This window comes from Azospira sp. (assembly GCF_030247495.1).
In the GTDB taxonomy this organism is placed as follows: Bacteria; Pseudomonadota; Gammaproteobacteria; order Burkholderiales; family Rhodocyclaceae; genus Azospira; species Azospira oryzae.
Genome location: NZ_JAOTRW010000007.1, coordinates 30947 through 51459, shown reverse-complemented (window position 1 = coordinate 51459; position 20513 = coordinate 30947). Strand labels below are relative to the sequence as shown.

The 20513-nt window shown below is 65.6% G+C and carries 26 protein-coding genes; 15 read left to right on the top strand and 11 right to left on the bottom strand.

What is annotated here, in order from left to right; genetic code table 11:
* Positions 1-12: 12 nt before the first annotated feature.
* Together OEL49_RS11525 and smpB are read right to left on the bottom strand one after the other, a co-directional pair.
* A complete protein-coding gene (locus OEL49_RS11525) occupies positions 13-633 on the bottom strand; it encodes a trimeric intracellular cation channel family protein (RefSeq protein WP_014237707.1) in 621 nt (206 codons plus the stop codon).
* Positions 633-1079, bottom strand: coding sequence for an SsrA-binding protein SmpB (gene smpB, locus OEL49_RS11520; RefSeq protein ID WP_014237706.1), 447 nt, complete (start codon positions 1077-1079; stop codon positions 633-635). Before smpB ends, OEL49_RS11525 begins: the two co-directional genes overlap by 1 nt.
* 60 nt (positions 1080-1139) lie before the next feature.
* Here smpB and OEL49_RS11515 point away from each other — a divergent pair, with 60 nt between their 5' ends.
* Together OEL49_RS11515 and OEL49_RS11510 are read left to right on the top strand one after the other, a co-directional pair.
* Complete coding sequence (locus tag OEL49_RS11515) at positions 1140-1571, top strand: type II toxin-antitoxin system RatA family toxin (RefSeq protein ID WP_014237705.1); 432 nt, start codon at positions 1140-1142, stop codon at positions 1569-1571.
* A complete protein-coding gene (locus tag OEL49_RS11510; RefSeq protein ID WP_014237704.1) occupies positions 1564-1887 on the top strand; it encodes an RnfH family protein in 324 nt (107 codons plus the stop codon). Before OEL49_RS11515 ends, OEL49_RS11510 begins: the two co-directional genes overlap by 8 nt.
* Positions 1888-1937: 50 nt before the next feature.
* Here OEL49_RS11510 and OEL49_RS11505 read toward each other — a convergent pair whose 3' ends face one another.
* Positions 1938-2501: a DUF4124 domain-containing protein gene (locus OEL49_RS11505; protein ID WP_287874734.1), complete on the bottom strand. Its 564-nt coding sequence runs from the start codon at positions 2499-2501 to the stop codon at positions 1938-1940.
* On the opposite strand from OEL49_RS11505, the gene guaB reads away from it, so the two are divergent.
* Together guaB and guaA are read left to right on the top strand one after the other, a co-directional pair.
* Positions 2500-3960 (top strand): IMP dehydrogenase, encoded by a 1461-nt coding sequence (guaB, locus tag OEL49_RS11500; protein ID WP_014237702.1) that lies wholly within the window; start codon positions 2500-2502, stop codon positions 3958-3960. The genes OEL49_RS11505 and guaB overlap by 2 nt on opposite strands.
* A 97-nt stretch (positions 3961-4057) precedes the next feature.
* Entirely contained in the window at positions 4058-5692 is a 1635-nt protein-coding gene (guaA, locus tag OEL49_RS11495) for a glutamine-hydrolyzing GMP synthase (protein ID WP_014237701.1), read from the top strand.
* 89 nt (positions 5693-5781) lie between these two features.
* On the opposite strand, the gene OEL49_RS11490 is transcribed toward guaA, so the two are convergent.
* Positions 5782-6486: an ankyrin repeat domain-containing protein gene (locus tag OEL49_RS11490; protein WP_287874733.1), complete on the bottom strand. Its 705-nt coding sequence runs from the start codon at positions 6484-6486 to the stop codon at positions 5782-5784.
* 157 nt (positions 6487-6643) lie between these two features.
* Here OEL49_RS11490 and OEL49_RS11485 point away from each other — a divergent pair, with 157 nt between their 5' ends.
* On the top strand, positions 6644-8590 hold the full coding sequence (locus tag OEL49_RS11485; protein WP_287874732.1) for a PhoX family protein: 1947 nt from the start codon (positions 6644-6646) through the stop codon (positions 8588-8590).
* Here the strand turns inward: OEL49_RS11485 and OEL49_RS11480 are convergent.
* Both OEL49_RS11480 and OEL49_RS11475 read right to left on the bottom strand, forming a co-directional pair.
* Entirely contained in the window at positions 8587-9120 is a 534-nt protein-coding gene (locus tag OEL49_RS11480) for a GNAT family N-acetyltransferase (RefSeq protein ID WP_287874731.1), read from the bottom strand. The genes OEL49_RS11485 and OEL49_RS11480 overlap by 4 nt on opposite strands.
* A 12-nt stretch (positions 9121-9132) precedes the next feature.
* Positions 9133-9576, bottom strand: a complete 444-nt coding sequence (locus tag OEL49_RS11475; RefSeq protein WP_287874730.1) for a winged helix-turn-helix transcriptional regulator — start codon at positions 9574-9576, stop codon at positions 9133-9135.
* A 144-nt stretch (positions 9577-9720) separates the two neighbouring features.
* On the opposite strand from OEL49_RS11475, the gene OEL49_RS11470 reads away from it, so the two are divergent.
* Both OEL49_RS11470 and OEL49_RS11465 read left to right on the top strand, forming a co-directional pair.
* Entirely contained in the window at positions 9721-10575 is an 855-nt protein-coding gene (locus tag OEL49_RS11470) for an SDR family oxidoreductase (protein ID WP_287874729.1), read from the top strand.
* A 105-nt stretch (positions 10576-10680) separates the two neighbouring features.
* Positions 10681-11001 (top strand): hypothetical protein, encoded by a 321-nt coding sequence (locus OEL49_RS11465; RefSeq protein ID WP_130458536.1) that lies wholly within the window; start codon positions 10681-10683, stop codon positions 10999-11001.
* A 7-nt stretch (positions 11002-11008) separates the two neighbouring features.
* On the opposite strand, the gene OEL49_RS11460 is transcribed toward OEL49_RS11465, so the two are convergent.
* Positions 11009-11152, bottom strand: coding sequence for a hypothetical protein (locus tag OEL49_RS11460; protein ID WP_235832400.1), 144 nt, complete (start codon positions 11150-11152; stop codon positions 11009-11011).
* A gap of 63 nt (positions 11153-11215) precedes the next feature.
* Positions 11216-12115 carry a class I SAM-dependent methyltransferase gene (locus OEL49_RS11455; RefSeq protein WP_287874728.1) on the bottom strand — a complete coding sequence of 300 codons (900 nt, stop codon included), beginning with the start codon at positions 12113-12115 and terminating at the stop codon, positions 11216-11218.
* 139 nt (positions 12116-12254) lie between these two features.
* Here OEL49_RS11455 and tadA point away from each other — a divergent pair, with 139 nt between their 5' ends.
* Together tadA and OEL49_RS11445 are read left to right on the top strand one after the other, a co-directional pair.
* The gene (gene tadA, locus OEL49_RS11450; protein WP_014237692.1) at positions 12255-12716 is read left to right on the top strand and encodes a tRNA adenosine(34) deaminase TadA; all 462 of its coding nucleotides are present in this window, start codon (positions 12255-12257) and stop codon (positions 12714-12716) included.
* Positions 12713-13195 carry a L,D-transpeptidase gene (locus OEL49_RS11445; RefSeq protein ID WP_287874727.1) on the top strand — a complete coding sequence of 161 codons (483 nt, stop codon included), beginning with the start codon at positions 12713-12715 and terminating at the stop codon, positions 13193-13195. The genes tadA and OEL49_RS11445 overlap by 4 nt, the downstream gene beginning before the upstream one ends.
* A 114-nt stretch (positions 13196-13309) precedes the next feature.
* Here the strand turns inward: OEL49_RS11445 and OEL49_RS11440 are convergent, their stop codons facing one another.
* The 3 genes from OEL49_RS11440 to OEL49_RS11430 all read right to left on the bottom strand — a co-directional run bounded on the left by OEL49_RS11440 (position 13310) and on the right by OEL49_RS11430 (position 15758).
* Entirely contained in the window at positions 13310-13513 is a 204-nt protein-coding gene (locus OEL49_RS11440) for a cold-shock protein (RefSeq protein ID WP_014237690.1), read from the bottom strand.
* Between the two features lie 329 nt (positions 13514-13842).
* On the bottom strand, positions 13843-14592 hold the full coding sequence (locus OEL49_RS11435; RefSeq protein ID WP_287874726.1) for an NRDE family protein: 750 nt from the start codon (positions 14590-14592) through the stop codon (positions 13843-13845).
* A gap of 146 nt (positions 14593-14738) precedes the next feature.
* A complete protein-coding gene (locus OEL49_RS11430; protein ID WP_287874725.1) occupies positions 14739-15758 on the bottom strand; it encodes a YgfZ/GcvT domain-containing protein in 1020 nt (339 codons plus the stop codon).
* Between the two features lie 234 nt (positions 15759-15992).
* Here OEL49_RS11430 and mltG point away from each other — a divergent pair, with 234 nt between their 5' ends.
* The 6 genes from mltG to OEL49_RS11400 are packed head-to-tail and all read left to right on the top strand — an operon-like array spanning position 15993 to position 20511.
* Entirely contained in the window at positions 15993-16988 is a 996-nt protein-coding gene (gene mltG / locus OEL49_RS11425) for an endolytic transglycosylase MltG (RefSeq protein WP_287874724.1), read from the top strand.
* A gap of 13 nt (positions 16989-17001) precedes the next feature.
* Positions 17002-17613 (top strand): dTMP kinase, encoded by a 612-nt coding sequence (tmk, locus tag OEL49_RS11420; protein WP_287874723.1) that lies wholly within the window; start codon positions 17002-17004, stop codon positions 17611-17613.
* A complete protein-coding gene (holB, locus tag OEL49_RS11415) occupies positions 17610-18635 on the top strand; it encodes a DNA polymerase III subunit delta' (RefSeq protein WP_130458528.1) in 1026 nt (341 codons plus the stop codon). Before tmk ends, holB begins: the two co-directional genes overlap by 4 nt.
* A 16-nt stretch (positions 18636-18651) precedes the next feature.
* Positions 18652-19038: a PilZ domain-containing protein gene (locus OEL49_RS11410; RefSeq protein ID WP_014237684.1), complete on the top strand. Its 387-nt coding sequence runs from the start codon at positions 18652-18654 to the stop codon at positions 19036-19038.
* A gap of 29 nt (positions 19039-19067) precedes the next feature.
* Positions 19068-19850: a TatD family hydrolase gene (locus tag OEL49_RS11405; protein WP_014237683.1), complete on the top strand. Its 783-nt coding sequence runs from the start codon at positions 19068-19070 to the stop codon at positions 19848-19850.
* 16 nt (positions 19851-19866) lie between these two features.
* Positions 19867-20511 carry an ankyrin repeat domain-containing protein gene (locus tag OEL49_RS11400; RefSeq protein ID WP_152089170.1) on the top strand — a complete coding sequence of 215 codons (645 nt, stop codon included), beginning with the start codon at positions 19867-19869 and terminating at the stop codon, positions 20509-20511.
* Positions 20512-20513: the final 2 nt, after the last annotated feature.

Here is a 20513-nt window from a genome sequence, read left to right as displayed (position 1 = left end):
CGCGGCCGGCGGCTAGGTCCGGGCCTTGAAGGTGGGCAGGGAAATCTTGAAGACGATGGCGGCCCAGCGCAGGCCGAAGATCAGCGCCGCCGCCAGCCAGGCGGCCCAGACCGGGGAAACGCCGAGGGCCTGCAGGCCGATCAGCAGCAGGCAGCCGGCCAGGGCGGCCGAGGCGTAGAGTTCGCCGGGGAGGAAGATCAGGGGCACCTGGTTGCAGAAGATGTCCCGCAGCACGCCGCCGAACACCCCGGTGATGACGCCCATGAGGCTGGCCACCAGCCAGGGTGCATGCCAGTGCAGGGCGGCCTGGGTGCCGAGGACGGCAAACAGGGCCAGGGCCAGGGCATCCGGATAGAGGAAAAGGCGAGGGGAGATGGGACGCCGGCGGACGATGAAAAAGGTGAGAATGCCGGTGGCGAAGGCGGTGATCAGGTAGGTCTGGTCCACCACCCAGAAGACATTGCGGTCCAGCAGCAGGTCCCGTACCGTGCCGCCGCCCAGGCCCGTGGCCACCGCCACCATGACCGTGCCGACCAGGTCCATGCCCTTGCGTTCGGCTTCAAAGACGCCGGTGGCGGCACCAACCGCCACGGCCACCAGGCCGACCCAGTAGAGCAGATCGGCCAGCAGCATCAGACCTTGACCCGCATCAGGCGCTGCTTTTCCCGGTCCCAGTCACGCTGCTTCTCGGTTTCCCGCTTGTCGTGCATCTTCTTGCCCTTGGCCAGGCCCACTTCCACCTTTACCCGGCCCCGGGTGTAGTGCAGGTCCAGGGGGACGAGGGTGAAGCCGGCCCGTTCCACCTTGCCGATGAGCTTGTCGATCTGCTCCCGGTGCAAGAGCAGCTTGCGGGTGCGGGTGGCTTCGGGATGGACGTGGGTGGAGGCGGTGTAGAGGGGCGTCAAATGCATGCCCAGCAGCCAGATTTCGCCGTTCTTGATGACGACGTAGGATTCCTTGAGATTCACCCGTCCGGCACGAATGGCCTTCACTTCCCACCCTTCGAGGGCGAGACCGGCTTCGATCTTCTCCTCGACGAAGTAGTCGTGAAAGGCTTTCTTGTTGGTGGTGATGCTCATTGGGCCGGGCTTTCCGCTAAAATGCGCCATTCTACAAGGATTCCGAGAAAAAGGCCGCCCATGGCCCTGGTGGAAAAATCAGTATTGATCGAGTTTTCGGCCCAGCAGATGTTCGATCTGGTGGACCGGGTGGAGGACTATCCCCAGTTCCTGCCCTGGTGCAGCTCCACGGAACTGAAGTTCCGCGACGGGCAGAAGACGGCGGCGACCCTGCATATCAACTATCACAGCGTCAAAAGCCACTTCACCACCGAGAATGAGAAGGAAATTCCCCTGTGGATGAACATCCGCCTGGTGGATGGTCCCTTCCGCCGCCTCGAGGGGCGCTGGGTATTCAAGCCTCTGGCGGAAAAGGCCTGCAAGATCGAATTCACCCTGAGCTACGAGTTTTCCAGCAAGCTCTTTGAAAAGGTGATCGGTCCCGTCTTCAATCACATTGCCAATACGTTCGTCGAAGCCTTCGTCAAACGTGCGGCCCAGATTTATGGCTGAAAAAATCAACGTCGAAGTCGTCTACGCCCAGCAGCGCAAGCAGGACCTGGTGTCCGTCAAGCTGGAGGAGGGCGCCACCGTGCGCCAGGCCATCGAGGCCTCGGGCCTGCTGGAGAAATATCCGGAAATCGACCTGGCCAAGAACAAGCTGGGCATCTTCGCCAAGCTGGCCAAGGCCGACGGGGTGCTGCGGGACAAGGACCGGGTGGAAATCTACCGCCCCCTCATCGCCGACCCGAAGGAGGTGCGCAAGCAGCGGGCCGCCGAAGGCAAGGTGATGAAGAAGGGAGCCGGGGACGAAGGCTCCGGCGAATGAAAAAGGCGGCTTGAAGCCGCCTTTTTTATCGAATCAGATCTGCTGCAGCGCTATTTGCACCATTCATTGACCGCTTGCTGTGCCTTGGCTGCTTCCGCAGCCCGCTGGCTGTCGTCGAGAATTTCCCGTTCGCCGGCGTCGTTGCGGCGGGCGATGCGCTCTCCGGACTGATAAAGCGCCAGATTGCGGCGGGCTGCATCGCAGTTGTCCTTGCGCTTCTTCTGCTGGGCAGCCTCCTCTTCAGCCTCTTTCGCCTTGTCCTGCCGGATTTTCTGCTGCTGGCGGAATTCCATTTCCTTTTCCGCCAGGCTCTTCGGTGGGGGCGTCTGGACACTGCCGGCAGGAGGCGTATCAATCACCCGTTTCTGCTGCACCTTGCCCACGGGAGGCTTGTCGGACATGACGGTGCGGCCGTTTTCGTCCTTCCAGGTATAAATTTGTGCCAGTGCCGAAGTGGCTGCGAAAAGCAGGGATATGGCAGCGATTCGGGCAATATGGGGACGGTTGCCGGAGGATGTCGCAGGCCGGAATGGGAAGATGGGCATGCCTAGGCTCTTTTCCGAGGGTAATCCAGTCCCGTATAATACGTTTTTGAGACTCCGGATCAAAGCCATGCGTGTAATCCAGAAGGCCTTGACGTTCGACGACGTCCTGCTTGTCCCCGCCCATTCCAACATCCTGCCTCGCGACGTCAGCCTGGCCACCCGCCTGACCCGCAACATTTCCCTGAATCTGCCCCTGGTGTCCGCCGCCATGGACACCGTGACCGAAGCCCGCCTGGCCATCGCCATCGCCCAGGAAGGCGGCATCGGCATTGTGCACAAGAACCTCTCGGCCAAGGCCCAGGCCGCTGAAGTTTCCAAGGTCAAGCGCCACGAAGCCGGCATCCTCAAGGATCCCATCACCATCACCCCCAGCATGACCATCGGTGAAGTGGTGGCCCTGACCCGCCAGCACAAGATTTCCGGCCTGCCGGTCTTGGAAGGCAAGAAGGTTGTGGGCATCGTCACCAACCGGGACCTGCGGTTTGAAGGCAAGCTGGATCAGCCGGTGACCAAGATCATGACCCCCAAGGAGCGCCTGGTCACGGTCAAGGAAGGTGCCAGCATCGAAGAGGCCAAGGAACTGATCCGCGAGCATCGCATCGAGCGTGTGCTGGTGGTCAATGACGACTTCGAACTGAAGGGCCTGATCACCGTCAAGGACATCCTCAAGACCTCCGAGCACCCCCTGGCCAACAAGGACGAAGCCGGTCGCCTGCGCGTTGGCGCCGCCATCGGCGTCGGTGCCGGCACCGAGGAGCGGGCAGAACTGCTGGCCGCCGCCGGTGTGGACGTGCTGATCGTGGATACCGCCCACGGCCACTCCCAGGGTGTGCTGGACCGGGTCAAGTGGGTCAAGCAGAACTTCCCCCATGTGGAAGTGATCGGCGGCAACATCGCCACCGCCGCCGCCGCCCGCGCCCTGGTCGATCACGGCGCTGACGGCGTCAAGGTCGGCATCGGCCCCGGCTCCATCTGCACCACCCGTATCGTGGCCGGCGTCGGCGTGCCCCAGATCACCGCCATCACCAACGTGGCCGAAGCCCTCAAGGGCACCGGCGTGCCCATGATCGCCGACGGCGGCATCCGCTTCTCCGGCGACATCTCCAAGGCCATCGCCGCCGGCGCCAACTGCGTCATGCTGGGCGGCCTGTTTGCCGGTACCGAAGAGGCCCCGGGCGAAGTGGAACTGTTCCAGGGCCGCTCCTACAAGTCCTACCGGGGCATGGGCTCCCTGGGCGCCATGCAGGCCGGCTCCTCCGACCGCTACTTCCAGGACAACACCGCCAACGTGGACAAGCTGGTGCCGGAAGGCGTCGAAGGCCGGGTTCCCTACAAGGGTTCCGTGCTGGCCGTGATCCACCAGCTGATGGGCGGTCTGCGCGCCTCCATGGGCTATGTGGGCTGTGCCACCATCGACCAGATGCGGGAGACCGCCGAGTTTGTCGAGATCACCGCCGCCGGCGTCCGGGAATCCCACGTCCACGACGTGCAGATCACCAAGGAAGCGCCCAACTACCACCAGGACTGATCCTCCGGGACCAAGCAAGGGCGGCCAGTTCCAACTAGGCCGCCCTTTTTCATAGCATCGGCTTCATTGCCCCTATTGCCCACATAGCAGACCCATCATGGCCCACCAGAAAATCCTCATTCTCGACTTCGGTTCCCAGGTCACCCAGCTCATCGCCCGCCGGGTGCGGGAGGCCAAGGTTTTCTGCGAAATCCACCCCTACGACGTGTCGGAAGAGTTCATCCGCAACTACGGCGCCAAGGGCATCATTCTCTCCGGTGGCCCCAGCTCCGTGACCGAGGGCGATACCCCCCGGGCCCCCAAGGTGGTGTTCGAACTGGGCATCCCCGTGCTGGGCATCTGCTACGGCATGCAGACCATGGCCCAGCAGCTGGGCGGCACCGTGATGACCGCCGAAGCCGCCGGCAAGGCCCGGGAATTCGGCTATTCCGAAGTCCGCGCCCACGGCCATACCGCCCTGCTGAAAGACATCGCCGACTTCACCACCCCCGAAGGCCACGGCATGCTCAAGGTGTGGATGAGCCATGGCGATTCCGTCATGGAACTGCCGCCGGGCTTCAAGCTCATGGCCTCCACCCCTTCCTGTCCCATCGCCGGCATGGCCGACGAGGAACGCAAGTTCTACGCCGTCCAGTTCCATCCGGAAGTGACCCACACCGTGAAGGGCCGGGCCATCCTGGAAAGCTTTGTGCACGGCATCTGCGGTTGCGGCACCGACTGGGTCATGGGCGACTACATCGCCGAGGCCGTCGCTGCCATCCGCGCCCAGGTGGGCAGTGAAGAAGTCATCCTGGGCCTCTCCGGCGGCGTCGATTCCAGCGTGGCCGCCGCCCTAATCCACAAGGCCATCGGCGACCAGCTCACCTGCGTCTTTGTGGACCACGGCCTGCTGCGCCTCAACGAAGGCGACATGGTGATGGACATGTTCGCCCGCAACCTGGGCGTCAAGGTCATCCGCGTCGATGCGGTGGACGATTTCATGGGCAAGCTGGCCGGCGTTTCCGATCCGGAACAGAAGCGCAAGATCATCGGCAAGGAATTCGTGGAGGTCTTCCAGGCTGAGTCCAAGAAACTCTCCGCCGCCAAGTGGCTGGCCCAGGGCACCATCTACCCGGACGTGATCGAATCCGCCGGCAAGGGCAAGAAGGGCGCCCACACCATCAAGAGCCACCACAACGTGGGCGGCCTGCCGGAAGACATGCACCTCAAGCTGCTGGAACCCCTGCGCGAGCTGTTCAAGGACGAGGTGCGGGAACTGGGCGTGGCCCTGGGTTTGCCCCGAGAGATGGTCTACCGCCATCCCTTCCCCGGTCCCGGCCTGGGCGTGCGCATCCTGGGCGAGGTGAAGCAGGAGTACGCCAAGCTGCTGCAGCGGGCCGACGCCATTTTCATCGACGAGCTGCGCGCCACCCTGGCCACCGAGCGGGACGTGGCCGCCGGCGCCTGCACCGAGGCCGATATCGGCAAGAGCTGGTACGACCTGACCAGCCAGGCCTTCGCCGTCTTCCTGCCGGTGAAGAGCGTGGGCGTCATGGGCGACGGCCGCACCTACGAAAACGTGGTGGCCCTGCGCGCCGTGGTCACCAGCGACTTCATGACCGCCCACTGGGCCCATCTGCCCTACGAGCTGCTGGGCAAGGTCTCCAACCGCATCATCAACGAAGTCCGCGGCCTCAACCGGGTGGTGTACGACGTCTCCGGCAAACCGCCCGCCACCATCGAGTGGGAGTGAGTGTGCCGTTCTGCCGGTAGATATCAGGCAGCCTGGCCCAATAAAAAACCGGACGCGAAGTCCGGTTTTTTTATTCCGAGTCCTGGGGATCAGGTCCGGATGAAGCTCGAATCCGGGTTGAGGCGCGGCATTTCGTCGTCCTGCCGCTCCTTCAAGGTCTCCCGCAGGGCACTCACAACTTCGGCATGGCCGTGCTGCTGCGCCAGCATCAGGGCGGTCTGGCCGTCACCGGCCGCCTGGGTCGGATTGGCGCCGGCCTGGAGCAGGACCTGTACCAGGGGCAGGTGGCCGTTCATGGCGGCCATCGCCAGGGGCAGACGGCCCTGTTCGTCCATCTGATTGGGATCGATCTCCATGGCCAGGACGCGGCGGGCCAGGGACAGGTTGTTTCGTTCCACCGCGCCACACAGGGCCCGGGTGCCTTCGCTGCTTTTCACCTTGGGCTTGGGTTCCAGGCCGCTCGGCACCAGGCGGGTGACCTGATTCACCAGGGAACCGGCCACCATGAAGCCGAGGGCGAAGAGCAGGGGCATGCGCGACACGCCCAGACCGTCGGCCCACTGGTCCGGCAGGTTGGCACCGACCACCAGCAGGGCGTAGAGCAGGAAAAAGGTGAAGCGGACGTAAAGGAAGAGGGCCAGCAGCACCATCAGGCCGAGGACGGCCACCAGGTAGTTGGTGTTGAGATGCAGGGCCTGGCTCAGGTCGTGGGGCAGGTTGGCCAGCACGGCTAGCAGCAGGACCAGGCCGATGAGCATCCATTCGCGGCGACGGCGGGCTTCAAATTGATCCATGGCGATCACTTGTGTGAAATATTTCACAAAATTGTCCGGCATTATTCTTCCCCCTGCAAGTCTTGCCTGAGCCGTTGGCACCCCCAACCCCTTTCCACCTGTCATGGTTCTGTCACATGGGGCGCGAACAATGGCCAATTTTCGCCACGAGGCTCCCATGAAAGACTTCGACGACGCCTGTTGCAGCAATGCCAGTCCCAATCCCCATCTTCTCGACCTGGCCAGTCCCGCTCGCCGCCAGATGCTGGCCGGCGGCCTGGGAGCCGCAGCCCTGGCCGGCCTGCCCCTGCCGGCAGCAGCCGTCAGCGCGGCTTCCGATGCCGGGCGGGCGGCCAAGGTGCCCATCGGTTTCGATCCCATCCCGGTTTCCCAACTGGACCAGGTACGGGTGCCGGCCGGTTACCGGGCCGAATTGCTCTATGCCTGGGGCGACCCGGTGTCAGACGGCCCGGTCTATCGCGCCGATGGGGGCAACAGTGCCGCCGAGCAGGGCCTGCAGTCCGGCAGCCACCACGACGGCATGCATTTCTTCCCCTTCGTCGAGGGCAGAAAGCTCTCTTCCACCCACGGCCTGATGTGTATCAACCACGAATACACGGATGATGGCCTGCTCCACACCGGCGGCATGGCCGACTGGTCTGCCGAGAAGGTGGCCAAGTCCCAGGCGGCCCACGGGGTTTCGGTCATCGAAGTGAAGGAGGAGGGCGGCCGCTGGCAGGTGCTGCGGCCTTCCGCCTACGCCCGCCGCATCACGGCCCAGAGCGCCATCACCGTCTCCGGCCCGGCTGCCGGCAGTGCCGGCCTGAAAACCGCCCAGGACCCCCATGGCCGGCTCATCTTCGGCACCTTCAACAACTGCGCCATGGGCCATACGCCCTGGGGTACCTACCTGACCTGCGAAGAGAATTTCAACGGCTACTTCAAGACCGGCAAGAGCGCCACGCCGGACGAGAAGCGCTACGGCATCAACGACAAGACCGCCGGCTACCGCTGGCACGAATTCGACGAGCGCTTCGACGCCGCCAAGCACCCCAATGAGCCCCACCGTTTCGGCTGGGTGGTGGAAATCGATCCGTGGAACCCCATGCAGCCGCCGGTCAAGCGCACCGCCCTGGGCCGCATCAAGCACGAGGGCGCCACCGTGACCCTGGCGGCGGACGGTCGAGTGGTGGTCTACATGGGCGACGACGAGCGCTTCGAGTACATCTACAAGTACGTCTCCAGGGGCATCTACCAGCCCGGCGACCGGGCCGCCAACGCCAGTCTGCTGGACGAAGGCACCCTGTACGTGGCCAAGTTTGGCGAGGAGGGTAAGGGGCGCTGGGTGGCCCTTGAGCACGGCAAAAACGGCCTCACGGCGGAAAACGGCTTTGCCGACCAGGCCCAGGTGCTGATCCGCACCCGCCAGGCCGCCGACCAGGTGGGCGCCACCAAAATGGACCGGCCCGAGTGGATCGCCGTCCATCCCAAGAGCGGCGAGGTCTATGTTTCCCTCACCAACAACGTCAAGCGCGGTACCAGTGAAGTGCCCGGGCTCAATGCCGCCAATCCCCGGGCCGACAACGTCTTCGGCCACATCGTGCGCTGGCGCGAGGCTCCGGCCAAGGGCCGGCACGATGCTGGCAGCCTGGATTTCGAGTGGGACATTTTCCTCCTGGCCGGCGATCCCCAGCATCCGGAGGCTTCCCGCCGCGGCAACATCAAGGGTGATGCCTTCGGCAGCCCGGACGGCCTGTGGTTCGACGCCGCCGGCCGCCTGTGGATCCAGACCGACGTTTCCACCAGCGTCCTCAACCAGGGCGACTACGCCCGCCTGGGCAACAACCAGATGCTGGTGGCCGACGTGGCGACGGGCCAGGTCAAGCGCTTCCTTACCGGGCCCAAGGGCTGCGAGATCACTGGCATCACCAGCACGCCGGACGGGCGGACCCTGTTCGTCAATATCCAGCACCCGGGGGAGCCGGCCAGCGAACGTTCCGAGCCGGCCAAGGCCACCGCCATTTCCCACTGGCCCCACAGCCAGTTCCCGGAAACGCCCGCTGGCCGGCCCCGTTCCGGCACCGTGGTGATCCGGCGCGAAGACGGCGGCGTGGTGGGGGGCTAGGGCAGCAGCTGGGGAGCCAGGGGGCGGACCAGGTAGGCCGCTCCCGGCCCGTAGGAGGAAAGATCGGGCGCTACCTGCCCGGGAACGAAGCCGTGGCGGGCCCAGTAGGGCACGGAGCCCTGGACGGCAATCAGGCTGGCCCACCGCAGGCGGCCATGCCGGAACTCGGCTTTCTGTGCGGCCTCCAGGGCATGGGCCGTCATACGGGCCGCCAGTCCTGCCCCCCGGGCCAGGGGGCTGACGGCCATGTCGTGCAGGTGCAGGGTGTCGGCACCGTCCTTATGGCTACCGCCCCCATCGCCCAGACAGGGCGGACGGCCCAGGCGGGCGGGCTGGGTAAAGAGGTAGGCGGCCAGTTCGCCGTCTGCCATCTGCGCCACCCAGCACCAGTCCGGAAAAGCCGCCAGCTTGCCGCGGAAGACGGCTTCGTCCTCATGGAAGAAGGGCACGTAGGCCCGGGCCTGGAGCGCCAGCACGGCGGGCAGGTCGGCCCCTTGCATGGGGCGCAGGCGGAAGTTGCGGGAGGTCATGGTCGCGAGCCCTTATTTGGGGCGGTTGGCGGACTTGTCCCGCTGCACCGTCTCCCGGGCTGCCAGGATGTCCGCCAGATTGCCCTCGATCCAGTCCGCCAGGGCCTGGACCCGCGCCCCGGCCTCCCGGCCCAGGCCCGTCAGGCTGTATTCCACATGGGGCGGCACCACCGGGAAGGCCTGGCGCCGCACCAGACCGTCGGCCTCCAGCCATTGCAGGGTCTGGGCCAGCATGCGTTCGCTGACGCCGGCCACCTTGCGCCGCAGGTCGCTGAAGCGGTGGGTGCCTTCCAGCAGGGCCACCAGCACCAGCACGCCCCAGCGGCTGGTGACGTGCTGCAGCACTTCCCGGGAGGGGCAGCGGTCGGAAAAGACGTCGCCCCGGCGCATCAGTTCGGCCAGGGTCGGAGTCTCGGCGGGAGTGGGGGCCGGAACGGCGGGTGGGGAGGAGGGCATGGGTACTTACCTTTGTGTGCGTACTTATTTTTAGTTCGTATGGTTGCTATTCTCCCATTTCCCTTGGCTAAACCCAAGCCCGGGGCGGGACGTGGCCAGTGGCCAATGCTTTCCGCCCGAAACCAGAGATGAAGGAGCAAATCCATGATCGTCGTTACCGGTGCCACCGGCCAACTGGGCCGCCTGGTCATCCAGTCCCTGCTGCAACGGCAGGTTCCCGCCAGCCGCATCGTCGCCGCCGTGCGCAACCCGGCCAAGGCCGCCGACCTGGCGGCCCAGGGCATCGTCGTGCGCCAGGCCGACTACAGCCAACCGGAAAGCCTGCGTACCGCTTTCGCCGGCGCCGAGAAGGTGCTGCTCATTTCCTCCAGCGAAGTGGGCCAGCGCCTGCCCCAGCACCGCAATGCCATCGAGGCCGCCCAGGCAGCCGGCGTGGGCCTGCTGGCCTACACCAGCCTGCTGCATGCCGATACCTCGCCCCTCGGGCTGGCAGAAGAGCATCGGCAGAGCGAAGCCTTGCTGCGCCAGTCCGGTCTGCCCCACGTGATCCTGCGCAACGGCTGGTACACCGAGAACTACCTGGCCAGCGTCGCTCCGGCCCTGCAGCACGGCGCTTACATCGGCGCCGCCGGCGAGGGGCGCATCGCCTCGGCGGCCCGGGCCGACTATGCCGAGGCGGCCGCTGCCGTCCTCACCCAGCCCAATCAGGCCGGCAAGGTCCATGAACTGGCCGGGGACACGGCCTACACCCTGGCCGATCTGGCCGCCGCCATCACCCGCCTGAGCGGCAAGACCGTGCCCTATGTGAATCTGAGTCAGGCCGATTTCGAGGCCGCCCTGCTCAAGGCCGGCCTGCCGGCGCCCCTGGCGGCCCTGCTGGCCGACTCCGATGCCGCTGCGGCCCGGGGAGCCCTGTTCGACGACCAGCACCAGCTGAGCCGCCTCATCGGCCGTCCCACCACGCCGCTGGAGGCCCTGCTGCCGGTCGTGCTGGGCTGACGACGTCTGCGCCCGTCTCTCCCAGGCCGTCCCGGGGTAAGCCCCGGGGCGGCTTTTTTGCGTCCATCGCCTATAATTTAGATAACGTTATCAAAATTAACTGCCATGGACGACGCCAATCCGGAACAACGCCCCAGCCGGGGCCGGCCCCGCAGCCGCTATGCGGAACGCAGCGAGCAGGTGAAGCAGAACATGCGCCTCTACCGGGCCCGCCAGGCGGCAGAACAGGCGGCCCTGGGGCGGGCCCTGGAAGGCCTGCTGCAAGCGGTTTCCAGCGGCGACCTGCAGGGTAGCTTCGCCGCCGGCGCCGCCGTGGCCGGCATCTGGCAGGAAAGCCTGATGCGCTCCCGCTTCCTGGGGGAGGGCAAAAACAAATCGCCGAAGCGCCGGAAGAATCCGGACGGTTCGGCGACTGGGGAGGCGTGAAGCCAGATCAGGCGGCGGGCACGGCAGGCGGGGCGTCGTCGTTGGCGGTGCCTTCGCTGCCCTCAGCCGGCTCCTGATTTTCCGGAGTGTCGTCCGGCAGGCCTTCCTGCTTGCGGCGCAGCTTTTCCTCCTTTTTCCTTTTCTTGGCCAATTCCCTCTGGCGTTTTTCAAACTGAAAATTGGTTTTGGCCAACTGGATTCCTTCGCGGGTCTGCTACGTTGATGATTCGGAATGCGCCGTCCGGTCGGGCGCAGCGGTGAAGAAGCGGGACTGCATCTCTTCCAGTCCCAGGCTTTGCAGCAGTTCGTTGAGGCGCTCGGCAGGCTTGCGCCGGGGCAGGTTCTTGTAGGTGGCGATGATCAGCTCGTTTTTCATGGAGTGCTCCCAGCCCACCAGTTCGGTCACCCGGACCTGGTAGCCGTGGGCCTCCAACTGCAGGCAGCGCAGCACGTTGGTCAGCTGGCTGCCGAATTCCCGGGTGTGGATGGGGTGGCGCCAGATTTCCGTCAGCACCGTCTGGCCGAGGGACTTGCCCTTGTTCTTGTTCAGCACCGCCGCCACTTCCGCCTGGCAGCAGGGCACCAGGACGATGAAGCGGGCCTGTTTTTCCAGGGCGAAGCGGATGGCGTCGTCCGTGGCCGTGTTGCAGGCATGCAGGGCCGTGACCATGTCCACCCGGGGTGGCAGCAGGGGCGAGGTGATGGAATCGGCCACCGACAGGTTGTGGAATTCCATGCCGGGAAAGCCCAGTCGTTGGGCCAGCTCCCGGGATTTGCCCACCAGTTCGTCCCGGGTCTCGATGCCAACGATGCGGGCCAGGGGGGCGCCAGACTTGAAGAACAGGTCGTACAGAATGAAGCCCAGGTAGCTCTTGCCGGCGCCGTGGTCCACCAGGGTGAATTCCGGCTTGTCCTGCAGCAGCTCGAGCAGCAGGGGCTCGATGAACTGGTACAGGTGGTAGACCTGCTTCAGCTTGCGCCGGCTGTCCTGGTTCATCTTGCCGTCCCGGGTCAGGATGTGCAGTTCCTTGAGCAGCTCGAGGGACTGGCCGGGGCGGATTTCCGGCATGGAGGCGGCGGCAGGGGCGGGCGTGGCTTTGGCTTTTGCAGGCATGGCGAAACGGGCGGCAGCATGAGGCGAAGGGGCGATTATAGGCGCTGGGCCCGCAGGCCATGAGGTAAACTATGGGCCTGCTTCGATTGTCTGCCACCTTTTTCCCTTATTTCGCCTCTTTGCCGTCCTTTTTCCGCCCATGACCGACGAATTTTTCATGCGTGAAGCCCTGTCCCAGGCCGTGGCTGCCGGCTGCCTGGGGGAGGTGCCGGTGGGTGCCGTCGTCGTGCGGGAAGGCGTCATCGTCGGCCGGGGTTTCAATTCGCCCATCGGCGACAGCGATCCCACGGCCCACGCCGAAGTGGCGGCCCTGCGGGATGCGGCCCGCAACCTGGGCAATTACCGGCTGCCCGGCTGCGAGCTGTTCGTCACCCTGGAACCCTGCGCCATGTGTGCCGGCGCCATCATGCATTCCCGCATCGCCCGGGTGGTCTATGGCGCCCGGGACCCCAAGACCGGCGTGCACGCCAGCGTGCTCGACCTGTTCGCGGTGGACCAGCTCAACCACCACACGGAAATCGTCGGCGGCGTCCTGGCCGACGAATGCGGCCAGCTGCTCTCCCGCTTCTTTGCCGAACGGCGCAAGGCGGCCAAGGCATGAAACTGCGCGTCTCCCTCGGGCGTCAGGTCCTGGAACTGCTGGACGACCAGGGCCGGGTGCTGCGCGGCTATCCCGTCTCCACCTCGGCCAGGGGCGCGGGGGAGGAGAGCGGCAGCTTCTGTACCCCCCGGGGCCGCCATTACGTGCGGGCCAAGATCGGCGAGGGCCTGCCGACCCATGCCGTATTCCGCGGCCGCCGCTTCACCGGCGAAATCTGCACGCCGGAACTGGCTGCCGCCACGCCGGAGCGGGACTGGATTCTCTCCCGCATTCTCTGGCTCTGTGGCCGGGAGCCAGGCTTCAACCGGCTCGGCCCGGTGGATACCATGGCCCGCTACATCTACATCCACGGTACGGCGGACGAGGCAGCCCTGGGCACGCCGGCGTCCCACGGCTGCATCCGCATGGGCAATGCGGACATCGTGGATCTTTTCGAGCGGGTCCCGGCGTTTACGGAAGTGGATATCGTCGAGGATTGAGCTTTGGGGACTGGGGCCGTGCAGATGGAAGTTCCAAAAGCGGTGCCACGGCCGGCACCATGAAAAAAGCCCCGCAGTGCGGGGCTTTTTTTACAACCGTTCAGCGAACTTGGATTACAGGGGCTGAATGTTGGTTGCCTGGGGGCCCTTTTGGCCTTGGCCGGCGACGAAGTTCACCTTCTGGCCTTCGCTCAGGGACTTGAAGCCGTCAGCCTTGATTTCGGAGAAGTGGGCGAACAGATCGGGGCCGCCATTGTCCGGGGTGATGAAGCCGAAGCCCTTAGCGTCGTTGAACCACTTAACGGTACCAGTTTCCATTTTGTATTCCTTAAAAACAGCTTAAAAAATGAGCAGATGCTCGAGGCGCGCAATAATCAAGGGAGACTACATGGAACAATGGAGTACCACTATGCAGAGGGACAACGATGAACTTGAATCTGGAACTTGAAGATTTAGCCCGATCCGTTATACGCACCCCCCAGGAGGCTGTCAAACGATTCTTGGAAAAATGCCGATTTATTTGATGTCGAGGCACGTCGGCATCGGCAATAGCCATCGTGCCTGCCGATGGCCCGGTGGATGGCGCCGCGCCACCAAAGGCCTTCAGCCGGCGGTGGCGGCCCCCTTAACAGGGCGCCCGGGTCATCCTAGTCAGCCTGGAAGCGCCGCTGCACTTCGCCGCTGGGGCCGGCGGCGTTGAAACTGCGCTCCGTCAGGCAGATATCTCCCTGCCGATCCACCGTCAGGACGGTGGAGGCCCGGGTGCCGTATGCCGGTGACTGGACGAAGATGGCGGAGAGCATTCTTTCCCATTCCAGGGAGACGCCCGTATCCGGCAGGTGCTCGTCGGGCCAGCGGGTGGGATCTGCCAGCAGATGGAACAGGGGTTCGGTCTCCGGCAGGGCCTGCAGGGCCTCGCTGAAACGGGCCTTGGCCGCCACCAGCTTGGGCCAGGGGGTTTCCAGGAGATGGTTGGAAAGGCCGTAGATGCCGGGCGGAAGTTCTTGGATGCGGCCTTGCCGGTTGGAGTAGTAACAGAGGCTGTCCCGGTCGGCGAGAAACAGGTTGAAGCCGCCGTAGGCCCCGCCGTCCAGTCCGGAGAGGAAGTCCCGGGGCGAGAGGTCGCCGGCCAGATAGTCCCGGGTCAGGTCGCCCCGGGAACGCTGGCCTTCGGGAGCCTTGGGGTCCCGGTAGTTGGTGACGGCGGCAAAGCGCTGGCGCCGGTCAATGCCGAGCCAGGTGCCGCCGGCCTGCAGGTCCCTTCCGGCCAGGATGCCGGGCTGGTCGCTCCAGAAATCGGCGGCCAGGGTGGGGCGCGCATGGAATTCATCCCGGTTGGCACAAACCGCCAGGGGGTAATCCGGATGGGTCTGCCAGGCGAGGAGGATGAGACACATGGGAAACCTATAGCCACAGAGGGCACAGAGATCTCAGAGAAAAGACAGGAAGGCCGTAGGCGACCGTAGGCGGCCGTAGTACGGCTACGACGGTGAAACCGTGACAGTTTCCCCTGTTGGTCTCTGTGTCCGCTGTGGCACTAGTTTTAGTAAGGCAAGGGTAGCAGTTCCAGCACCGGGCCGTCCGGGCCGCCGGCATGCACCGGGCCGCCGCTGGCGCAGTTTTCCGGAATCACCGCCAGCAGCTCCCAGCTGCCGTCGGCTGCCGGTGCCCCATTGACCACGGTGCCGCCGTGGTTCTCGTCGGCCAGGGTGGAGAAGAGGGCGTCGCCGGCCTTTACCGGGGCGGCCACCCTGGCGCGGAAGAGGGAGCGCTTGACCTTGCCCAGGTACTGGGTGCGGGCGACGATTTCCTGGCCCGGATAGCAGCCCTTGTGGAAGCTGACGCCGCCGATGCGTTCGAAATTGGCCATCTGGGGCACGAAGGCTTCCTGGGTGGGGCCGCTGATGTGGGGAATGCCGGCCTGGATCTGCAGCCATTGCCATACCGGCGTGCCCACGGGGCGGGCACCGGCGGCCAGGGCTGCCCACAGGCTGGGTGCGGCGGCCACGGCCACGGCGATTTCGAAGCGCTCGTTGCCTTCCAGGCGGATCACCTTGCCCGCCGGCGCCTCCTGGGCTTCCAGGGGCTGGGCCGGCACCGGCAAACCTGCCTGGGCCAGCAGGGCGGCGCTGCCCGGTCCGGCCAGGCCAATCAGGGCCACTTCGTCGCTGCGACTGGTGATCTGCACCCTGGCCCGCAGCACAAACATCTGCAGGCGCTTCTGGATGGCGGGTTGCAGTTCGGCAGCCAGCTGCACCTGGTAGGCGTCGCCTTCCTTCCACAGCAGGAAGCTGGCCAGCATGCGGCCCTTGGCGGTACACCAGGCGGAATGCTGGGCCGCTTCAGCTTTCAGGTGGTTCACATCGCTGGTCACCTGGTTGTGCAGGAAGGACTTGGCATCCTCGCCGCCGACGGCGATCAGGCCCAGGTGGGAAAGGGGAGCCAGCACCGGGCCGTTGAGGGCGGCCTGGCGTTCGCCGGCGGCATCGCCGAAATCGGTGACCAGATCGGCGTCGAACTTGGCGCCAGCCGTTTCCAGGGTGGTTTTCCAGAGAGCGTTCATGGGGATTTCCGTGGCAATTGGGGGAAAGTTAAGGGTTTTCGTGAGTCGCTTGTCGGAAACGGTCGGCCATCGGGGGCCGGCTCGTACAGCAGGTCCGCGTCGTCATTGGCCGGCGCGGGCGTCAATAGCTGGGGAGAATACAGGGCTTGGGCTATTATATCGCCTCCTTTTACCCCGAATTCTCGGCAACGGCCAGGCCGGTGGCGGCAGCCGTTCCCCTAGACCCGCTTTCCTATGCGCTTGTTCCGCAGACTGTTGTCCCTGCTGATCCTCGCGGCCCTGCTGGGCGGCGGCGGCCTGGCCTGGCTGGCCCTGAGCCCGGTCCGCCTCAATGCCTCGCCCCTGGACTTCCAGGTGCAGCCCGGCAGCAGTGCCCGCGCAGCCGCCCGGCAGATGGTGGAGGCGGGCATCGATCTCAATCCCTGGGCCTTCGAGGCCCTGGCCCGGGCCAGCCGCAGCGCGGCGGCCCTCAAGGCGGGCAGCTACGAGGTGGAGCAGGGCATCACCCTGTGGGCCCTGCTGCAGAAGCTGACCCGGGGCGACGTCAGCCAGAGCGAACTGGCCATCATCGAGGGCTGGAATTTCCGCCAGCTGCGGGACAAGCTCAACGCCCATCCCGATCTGCGCCATGACGGCGCCGGCTTGTCGGACCGGGAACTGCTGCAGCGCATCGGTGCCGCCGAAAGCCATCCGGAAGGACTGTTCTTCCCCGACACCTATCTCTTCAGCAAGCAGTCCAGCGACCTGGACCTGCTGGCCCGGGCCTACCGGGCCATGCAGAAGCGCCTCCAGGCCGAATGGGCGGCCCGGGACCCGGGCCTGCCCCTGCAGCACCCCTACCAGGCCCTGATCCTCGCTTCCATCGTGGAAAAGGAAACGGGGCGGGCCGCGGACCGGCCCCACATCGCCGCAGTCTTCGTCAATCGCCTGCGCCAGGGCATGCTGCTGCAGACCGACCCCACGGTCATCTACGGCATGGGCAAGCGCTTCGACGGCAACCTGCGGCGCCAGGACCTGCTCACCGATACGCCCTACAATACCTACACCCGGGGCGGCCTGCCGCCCACGCCCATCGCCATGCCCGGCCAGGCGGCCCTGCAGGCGGCGCTCCATCCCGCTGCCAGCCCGGCCCTTTATTTCGTCGCCCGGGGCGACGGCAGCAGCCATTTTTCCTCCTCCCTGGACGAGCACAACCGGGCGGTAAACAAATACCAGCGGGGCGGACGCTGATTACAGGATGACCATGCGCGGAAAATTCATCACCTTCGAAGGTATCGACGGGGCCGGCAAGAGCACCCACATCCAGTGGCTGGCGGACCAGCTCACGGCCCGGGGCAAGACCGTGGTCACCACCCGGGAGCCCGGCGGCACGCCCCTGGGGGAAAAGCTGCGGGCCCTGCTGCTGGCCGAGCCCATGCACCTGGAAACCGAGGCCCTGCTGATGTTCGCTGCCCGCCGGGAGCACCTGGCCGAGGTCATCGAGCCGGCCCTGGCGGCCGGCACCTGGGTCATCTCGGACCGTTTCACCGATGCCACCGTGGCCTACCAGGGCGGCGGCCGGGGGCTCTCCCTGGACAAGCTGAAAGTCCTGGAGGACTGGGTCCACGGCCACCTGCAGCCGGACCTGACCCTGCTTTTCGATCTGCCCCTGGCGGTGGCCCAGGCCCGCATCGGCAAGGAGCGCATCCTCGACCGCTTCGAGCAGGAAGAGGCCGACTTCCACGAGCGGGTGCGCCAGTGCTATCTGCAGCGGGCCGGCCAGTCCAACGGCCGCATCCGGGTGGTGCAGGCCGATCGGACCGTGGATGAAATCAAGAAATCAATTGAAGAATTGATTTCAAATATTTGTTTATGAATATATTTCAATTACAGGAATCGGCCTGGCAACGGCTCCAGGGGCGGCGTGCCCAGCTTCCCCACGCCCTCCTGCTGATCGGCCAGCGCGGCGTCGGCAAGTTCGAACTGGCCCGGGCCTTCGCCGCCGGCCTGCTCTGCGAGGCGCCGGGCATGGACGGCCATGCCTGCGGCCAGTGTTCCGCCTGCAACTGGCTGGGGCAGGGCAACCACCCGGATTTCCGGCTGGTGCAACCGGCGGCCATGAGCGACGAAGAGGCCGAGGCCGACGAGGAAACGGGCAAGAAGAAGCCCAGCCAGCAGATCACCATCGACCAGGTGCGGGGGCTGGACGACTTCCTCCACGTCGGCACCCACCGTCAGGGTGTGCGCATCGTCCTGCTGCACCCGGCGGAGGCCATGAACCGCAACACCGCCAACGCGCTGTTGAAGAGCCTGGAAGAACCCCGGCCCGACACCCTGTTCCTGCTGGTGTCCAGCGAGGCCGACCGGCTCCTGCCGACCATCCGCAGCCGCTGCCAGACCGTGGAAGTGCCCCTGCCGTCGCCCCAGGCGGCCACCGCCTGGCTGGCGGCGCAGAAGGTCAGCGACGGCGGGCGCTGGCTGGCCCTGGCCGGCGGGGCGCCGCGCCTGGCGGCGGAACTGGCCGGCAGCGGCCAGCGCGGCCTGCTCGATGCCCTGCTCGGACAGTTGCAGAAGGGACGCCAGCTGGACCCCATTGCCGCGGCCGCCCTGATCGAGAAAACCCTCAAGGCGGACAAGTCCGGCGCCCTCACCATGAAGCGGACGGTGGAATGGCTGCAGAAATGGAGCGCCGACCTGGCCCTGGTGGCAGAGGGGCTGCCGCCGCGCTACTTCCAGGCCGATGGCGCTACAATAGGGCAGCTGGCGGCTTCGTCAAGCACTATTAAAATTATAAATTTCAATAGATTGCTGATTAAATTTAAAGCTCAATCTGAGCATCCGTTGAACCTGCGCCTGGTACTGGAAGAACTCTTCTTCGCCTACCGGGCCCTGTACTGAAAGACGCGAGGACCCCATGTCGGACACCAATGCCGCAAGTTCTGCCGCTCCTGCCGCCGCCGGAGCCCGCCCCAGCGTTCTCTCCCTCAACATCAATTCCAAGTCGGCCCTTTACGCCGCCTACATGCCCCACCTGAAAAACGGCGGCATCTTCATCCCCACCAACCGTCGCTACACCCTGGGGGACGAAGTTTTCATGCTCCTCTCCCTGATGGAGGACCCGACCAAGCTGCCCATCGCCGGCACCGTGGTCTGGGTGACCCCGGCCGGGGCCCAGAACAGCAAGGCCCAGGGCATCGGCATCCATTTCAACAACGACGAGAGCGGCATCGAGGCCCGGCGCAAGATCGAAGGCCTGCTCGGCGGCCTGCTCCAGTCCAGCCGCGCCACCCATACCATCTGAGGGCCCTGGCGGCCCCGCGTAGAGAAACCATGCTTGTCGACTCCCACTGCCACCTGGACTTTCCCGACCTGGCCGCCAGGCTGCCGGAAATCCTGGCCAAGATGGCAGCCAACCAGGTCCAGGCCGCCGTTTGCATCGGCGTCAATCTGGAGGACTTTCCCCGGGTCCTGGCCCTGGCCGAGGCCCATCCCCAGTTGCTGGCCAGCGTCGGCGTCCATCCCGAACACACGGAAGGGGCCGAGCCCACGGCGGAGCAACTGGTGGCCCTGGCCGCCCATCCCCGGGTCGTCGCCATCGGCGAAACCGGGCTGGATTACTACTGGCACAAGGACAAGCCGGAGTGGCAGCGGCAGCGCTTCCGCACCCACATCGCCGCCGCCAAGGCCTGCGGCAAGCCCCTGGTGATCCATACCCGGGACTCGGCCGCCGACACCATCCGCCTCATGGCGGAGGAGGGGGCCGGAGCGGTGGGCGGCGTCATGCACTGCTTCACCGAGGACTGGGAAGTGGCCAAACAGGCCCTGGACCTGGGCTTCTACATTTCCTTCTCCGGCATCGTCACCTTCAAGAACGCCAAGGTGGTCAAGGAAGTGGCCGCCAAGGTGCCCCTGGAGCGCATCCTGGTGGAAACCGACTCGCCCTACCTGGCGCCCACGCCCTTCCGGGGAAAGACCAACGAACCGGCCTACGTGCGCCACGTGGCCGAGGAAATCGCCACCCTGCGCGGTCTCACCCTGCAGGAGGTGGCCGCCGCCACCACCGCCAATTTCTTCCGCTGTTTCCCTGCCGCCGGCACCGCCCTAGCCGCCTGACCCTCGAGGAACCACCATGCGCAAGCTCCTGGCAGCCCTGCTGCTCTCCCTGGCTTTCCCCCTTGCCCAGCCGGCCCTGGCCGGCATCTACGACGACACCCTCAAGGCCGTGCTGGAAAACCACACGGAGGAGGCGGTGGCCCTGCTGGAGCGGGGCATCGATCCCAATACCGCCGATGCCGAAGGCAGCACCCTGCTCATGCTGGCGGCCCGCAACGGCAATGCGGAGCTGGTGGACCAGCTGATCCTGCGCCGGGCCAAGGTCACCGCCCGCAACCGTTTCGGCGACGACGCCCTGCTGCTGGCCAGCTTCCGCGGCCATCTGCCGGTGGTGAAGCTGCTCCTGGCCGGCGGCGCCCCGGTGAACCGCAGCGAAGGCTGGCCGCCCCTGGCCTATGCGGCCTTCAACAACCAGCTGGAGGTGATGGAATACCTGCTGGCCCACGGCGCCGACATCAACGGCACCAGCGACAACGGCACCACCGCCCTCATGGTGGCAGCCCGCAATGCCCATATTGAAGCGGTGCGCCTGCTGCTCAAGCACAAGCCGGATGTGGACAAGATCAACGAGGCCGGCGGCACCGCCCTGAAGTGGGCCGTGGCCGCCAACAATACGGAAATCGCCGACCTGCTGCGCCAGGCCGGCGCCGTCCTGGAGTAAGC

Excerpts from the sequence above, each read along its gene's own strand:
- tadA (WP_014237692.1), top strand. The coding sequence starts at position 12,255 with ATGACCGACGAATTTTTCATGCGTGAAGCCCTGTCCCAGGCCGTGGCT.
- OEL49_RS11405 (WP_014237683.1), top strand. The coding sequence starts at position 19,068 with ATGCTTGTCGACTCCCACTGCCACCTGGACTTTCCCGACCTGGCCGCC.
- OEL49_RS11400 (WP_152089170.1), top strand. The coding sequence starts at position 19,867 with ATGCGCAAGCTCCTGGCAGCCCTGCTGCTCTCCCTGGCTTTCCCCCTT.
- mltG (WP_287874724.1), top strand. The coding sequence starts at position 15,993 with ATGCGCTTGTTCCGCAGACTGTTGTCCCTGCTGATCCTCGCGGCCCTG.
- OEL49_RS11510 (WP_014237704.1), top strand. The coding sequence starts at position 1,564 with ATGGCTGAAAAAATCAACGTCGAAGTCGTCTACGCCCAGCAGCGCAAG.
- OEL49_RS11490 (WP_287874733.1), bottom strand. The coding sequence starts at position 6,486 with ATGGATCAATTTGAAGCCCGCCGTCGCCGCGAATGGATGCTCATCGGC.
- guaA (WP_014237701.1), top strand. The coding sequence starts at position 4,058 with ATGGCCCACCAGAAAATCCTCATTCTCGACTTCGGTTCCCAGGTCACC.
- tmk (WP_287874723.1), top strand. The coding sequence starts at position 17,002 with ATGCGCGGAAAATTCATCACCTTCGAAGGTATCGACGGGGCCGGCAAG.
- OEL49_RS11475 (WP_287874730.1), bottom strand. The coding sequence starts at position 9,576 with ATGCCCTCCTCCCCACCCGCCGTTCCGGCCCCCACTCCCGCCGAGACT.
- OEL49_RS11465 (WP_130458536.1), top strand. The coding sequence starts at position 10,681 with ATGGACGACGCCAATCCGGAACAACGCCCCAGCCGGGGCCGGCCCCGC.
- smpB (WP_014237706.1), bottom strand. The coding sequence starts at position 1,079 with ATGAGCATCACCACCAACAAGAAAGCCTTTCACGACTACTTCGTCGAG.
- OEL49_RS11430 (WP_287874725.1), bottom strand. The coding sequence starts at position 15,758 with ATGAACGCTCTCTGGAAAACCACCCTGGAAACGGCTGGCGCCAAGTTC.
- holB (WP_130458528.1), top strand. The coding sequence starts at position 17,610 with ATGAATATATTTCAATTACAGGAATCGGCCTGGCAACGGCTCCAGGGG.
- OEL49_RS11455 (WP_287874728.1), bottom strand. The coding sequence starts at position 12,115 with ATGCCTGCAAAAGCCAAAGCCACGCCCGCCCCTGCCGCCGCCTCCATG.
- OEL49_RS11440 (WP_014237690.1), bottom strand. The coding sequence starts at position 13,513 with ATGGAAACTGGTACCGTTAAGTGGTTCAACGACGCTAAGGGCTTCGGC.
- OEL49_RS11480 (WP_287874731.1), bottom strand. The coding sequence starts at position 9,120 with ATGACCTCCCGCAACTTCCGCCTGCGCCCCATGCAAGGGGCCGACCTG.
- OEL49_RS11515 (WP_014237705.1), top strand. The coding sequence starts at position 1,140 with ATGGCCCTGGTGGAAAAATCAGTATTGATCGAGTTTTCGGCCCAGCAG.
- OEL49_RS11525 (WP_014237707.1), bottom strand. The coding sequence starts at position 633 with ATGCTGCTGGCCGATCTGCTCTACTGGGTCGGCCTGGTGGCCGTGGCG.
- OEL49_RS11505 (WP_287874734.1), bottom strand. The coding sequence starts at position 2,501 with ATGGCTTTGATCCGGAGTCTCAAAAACGTATTATACGGGACTGGATTA.
- OEL49_RS11470 (WP_287874729.1), top strand. The coding sequence starts at position 9,721 with ATGATCGTCGTTACCGGTGCCACCGGCCAACTGGGCCGCCTGGTCATC.
- OEL49_RS11445 (WP_287874727.1), top strand. The coding sequence starts at position 12,713 with ATGAAACTGCGCGTCTCCCTCGGGCGTCAGGTCCTGGAACTGCTGGAC.
- OEL49_RS11435 (WP_287874726.1), bottom strand. The coding sequence starts at position 14,592 with ATGTGTCTCATCCTCCTCGCCTGGCAGACCCATCCGGATTACCCCCTG.
- guaB (WP_014237702.1), top strand. The coding sequence starts at position 2,500 with ATGCGTGTAATCCAGAAGGCCTTGACGTTCGACGACGTCCTGCTTGTC.
- OEL49_RS11485 (WP_287874732.1), top strand. The coding sequence starts at position 6,644 with ATGAAAGACTTCGACGACGCCTGTTGCAGCAATGCCAGTCCCAATCCC.
- OEL49_RS11410 (WP_014237684.1), top strand. The coding sequence starts at position 18,652 with ATGTCGGACACCAATGCCGCAAGTTCTGCCGCTCCTGCCGCCGCCGGA.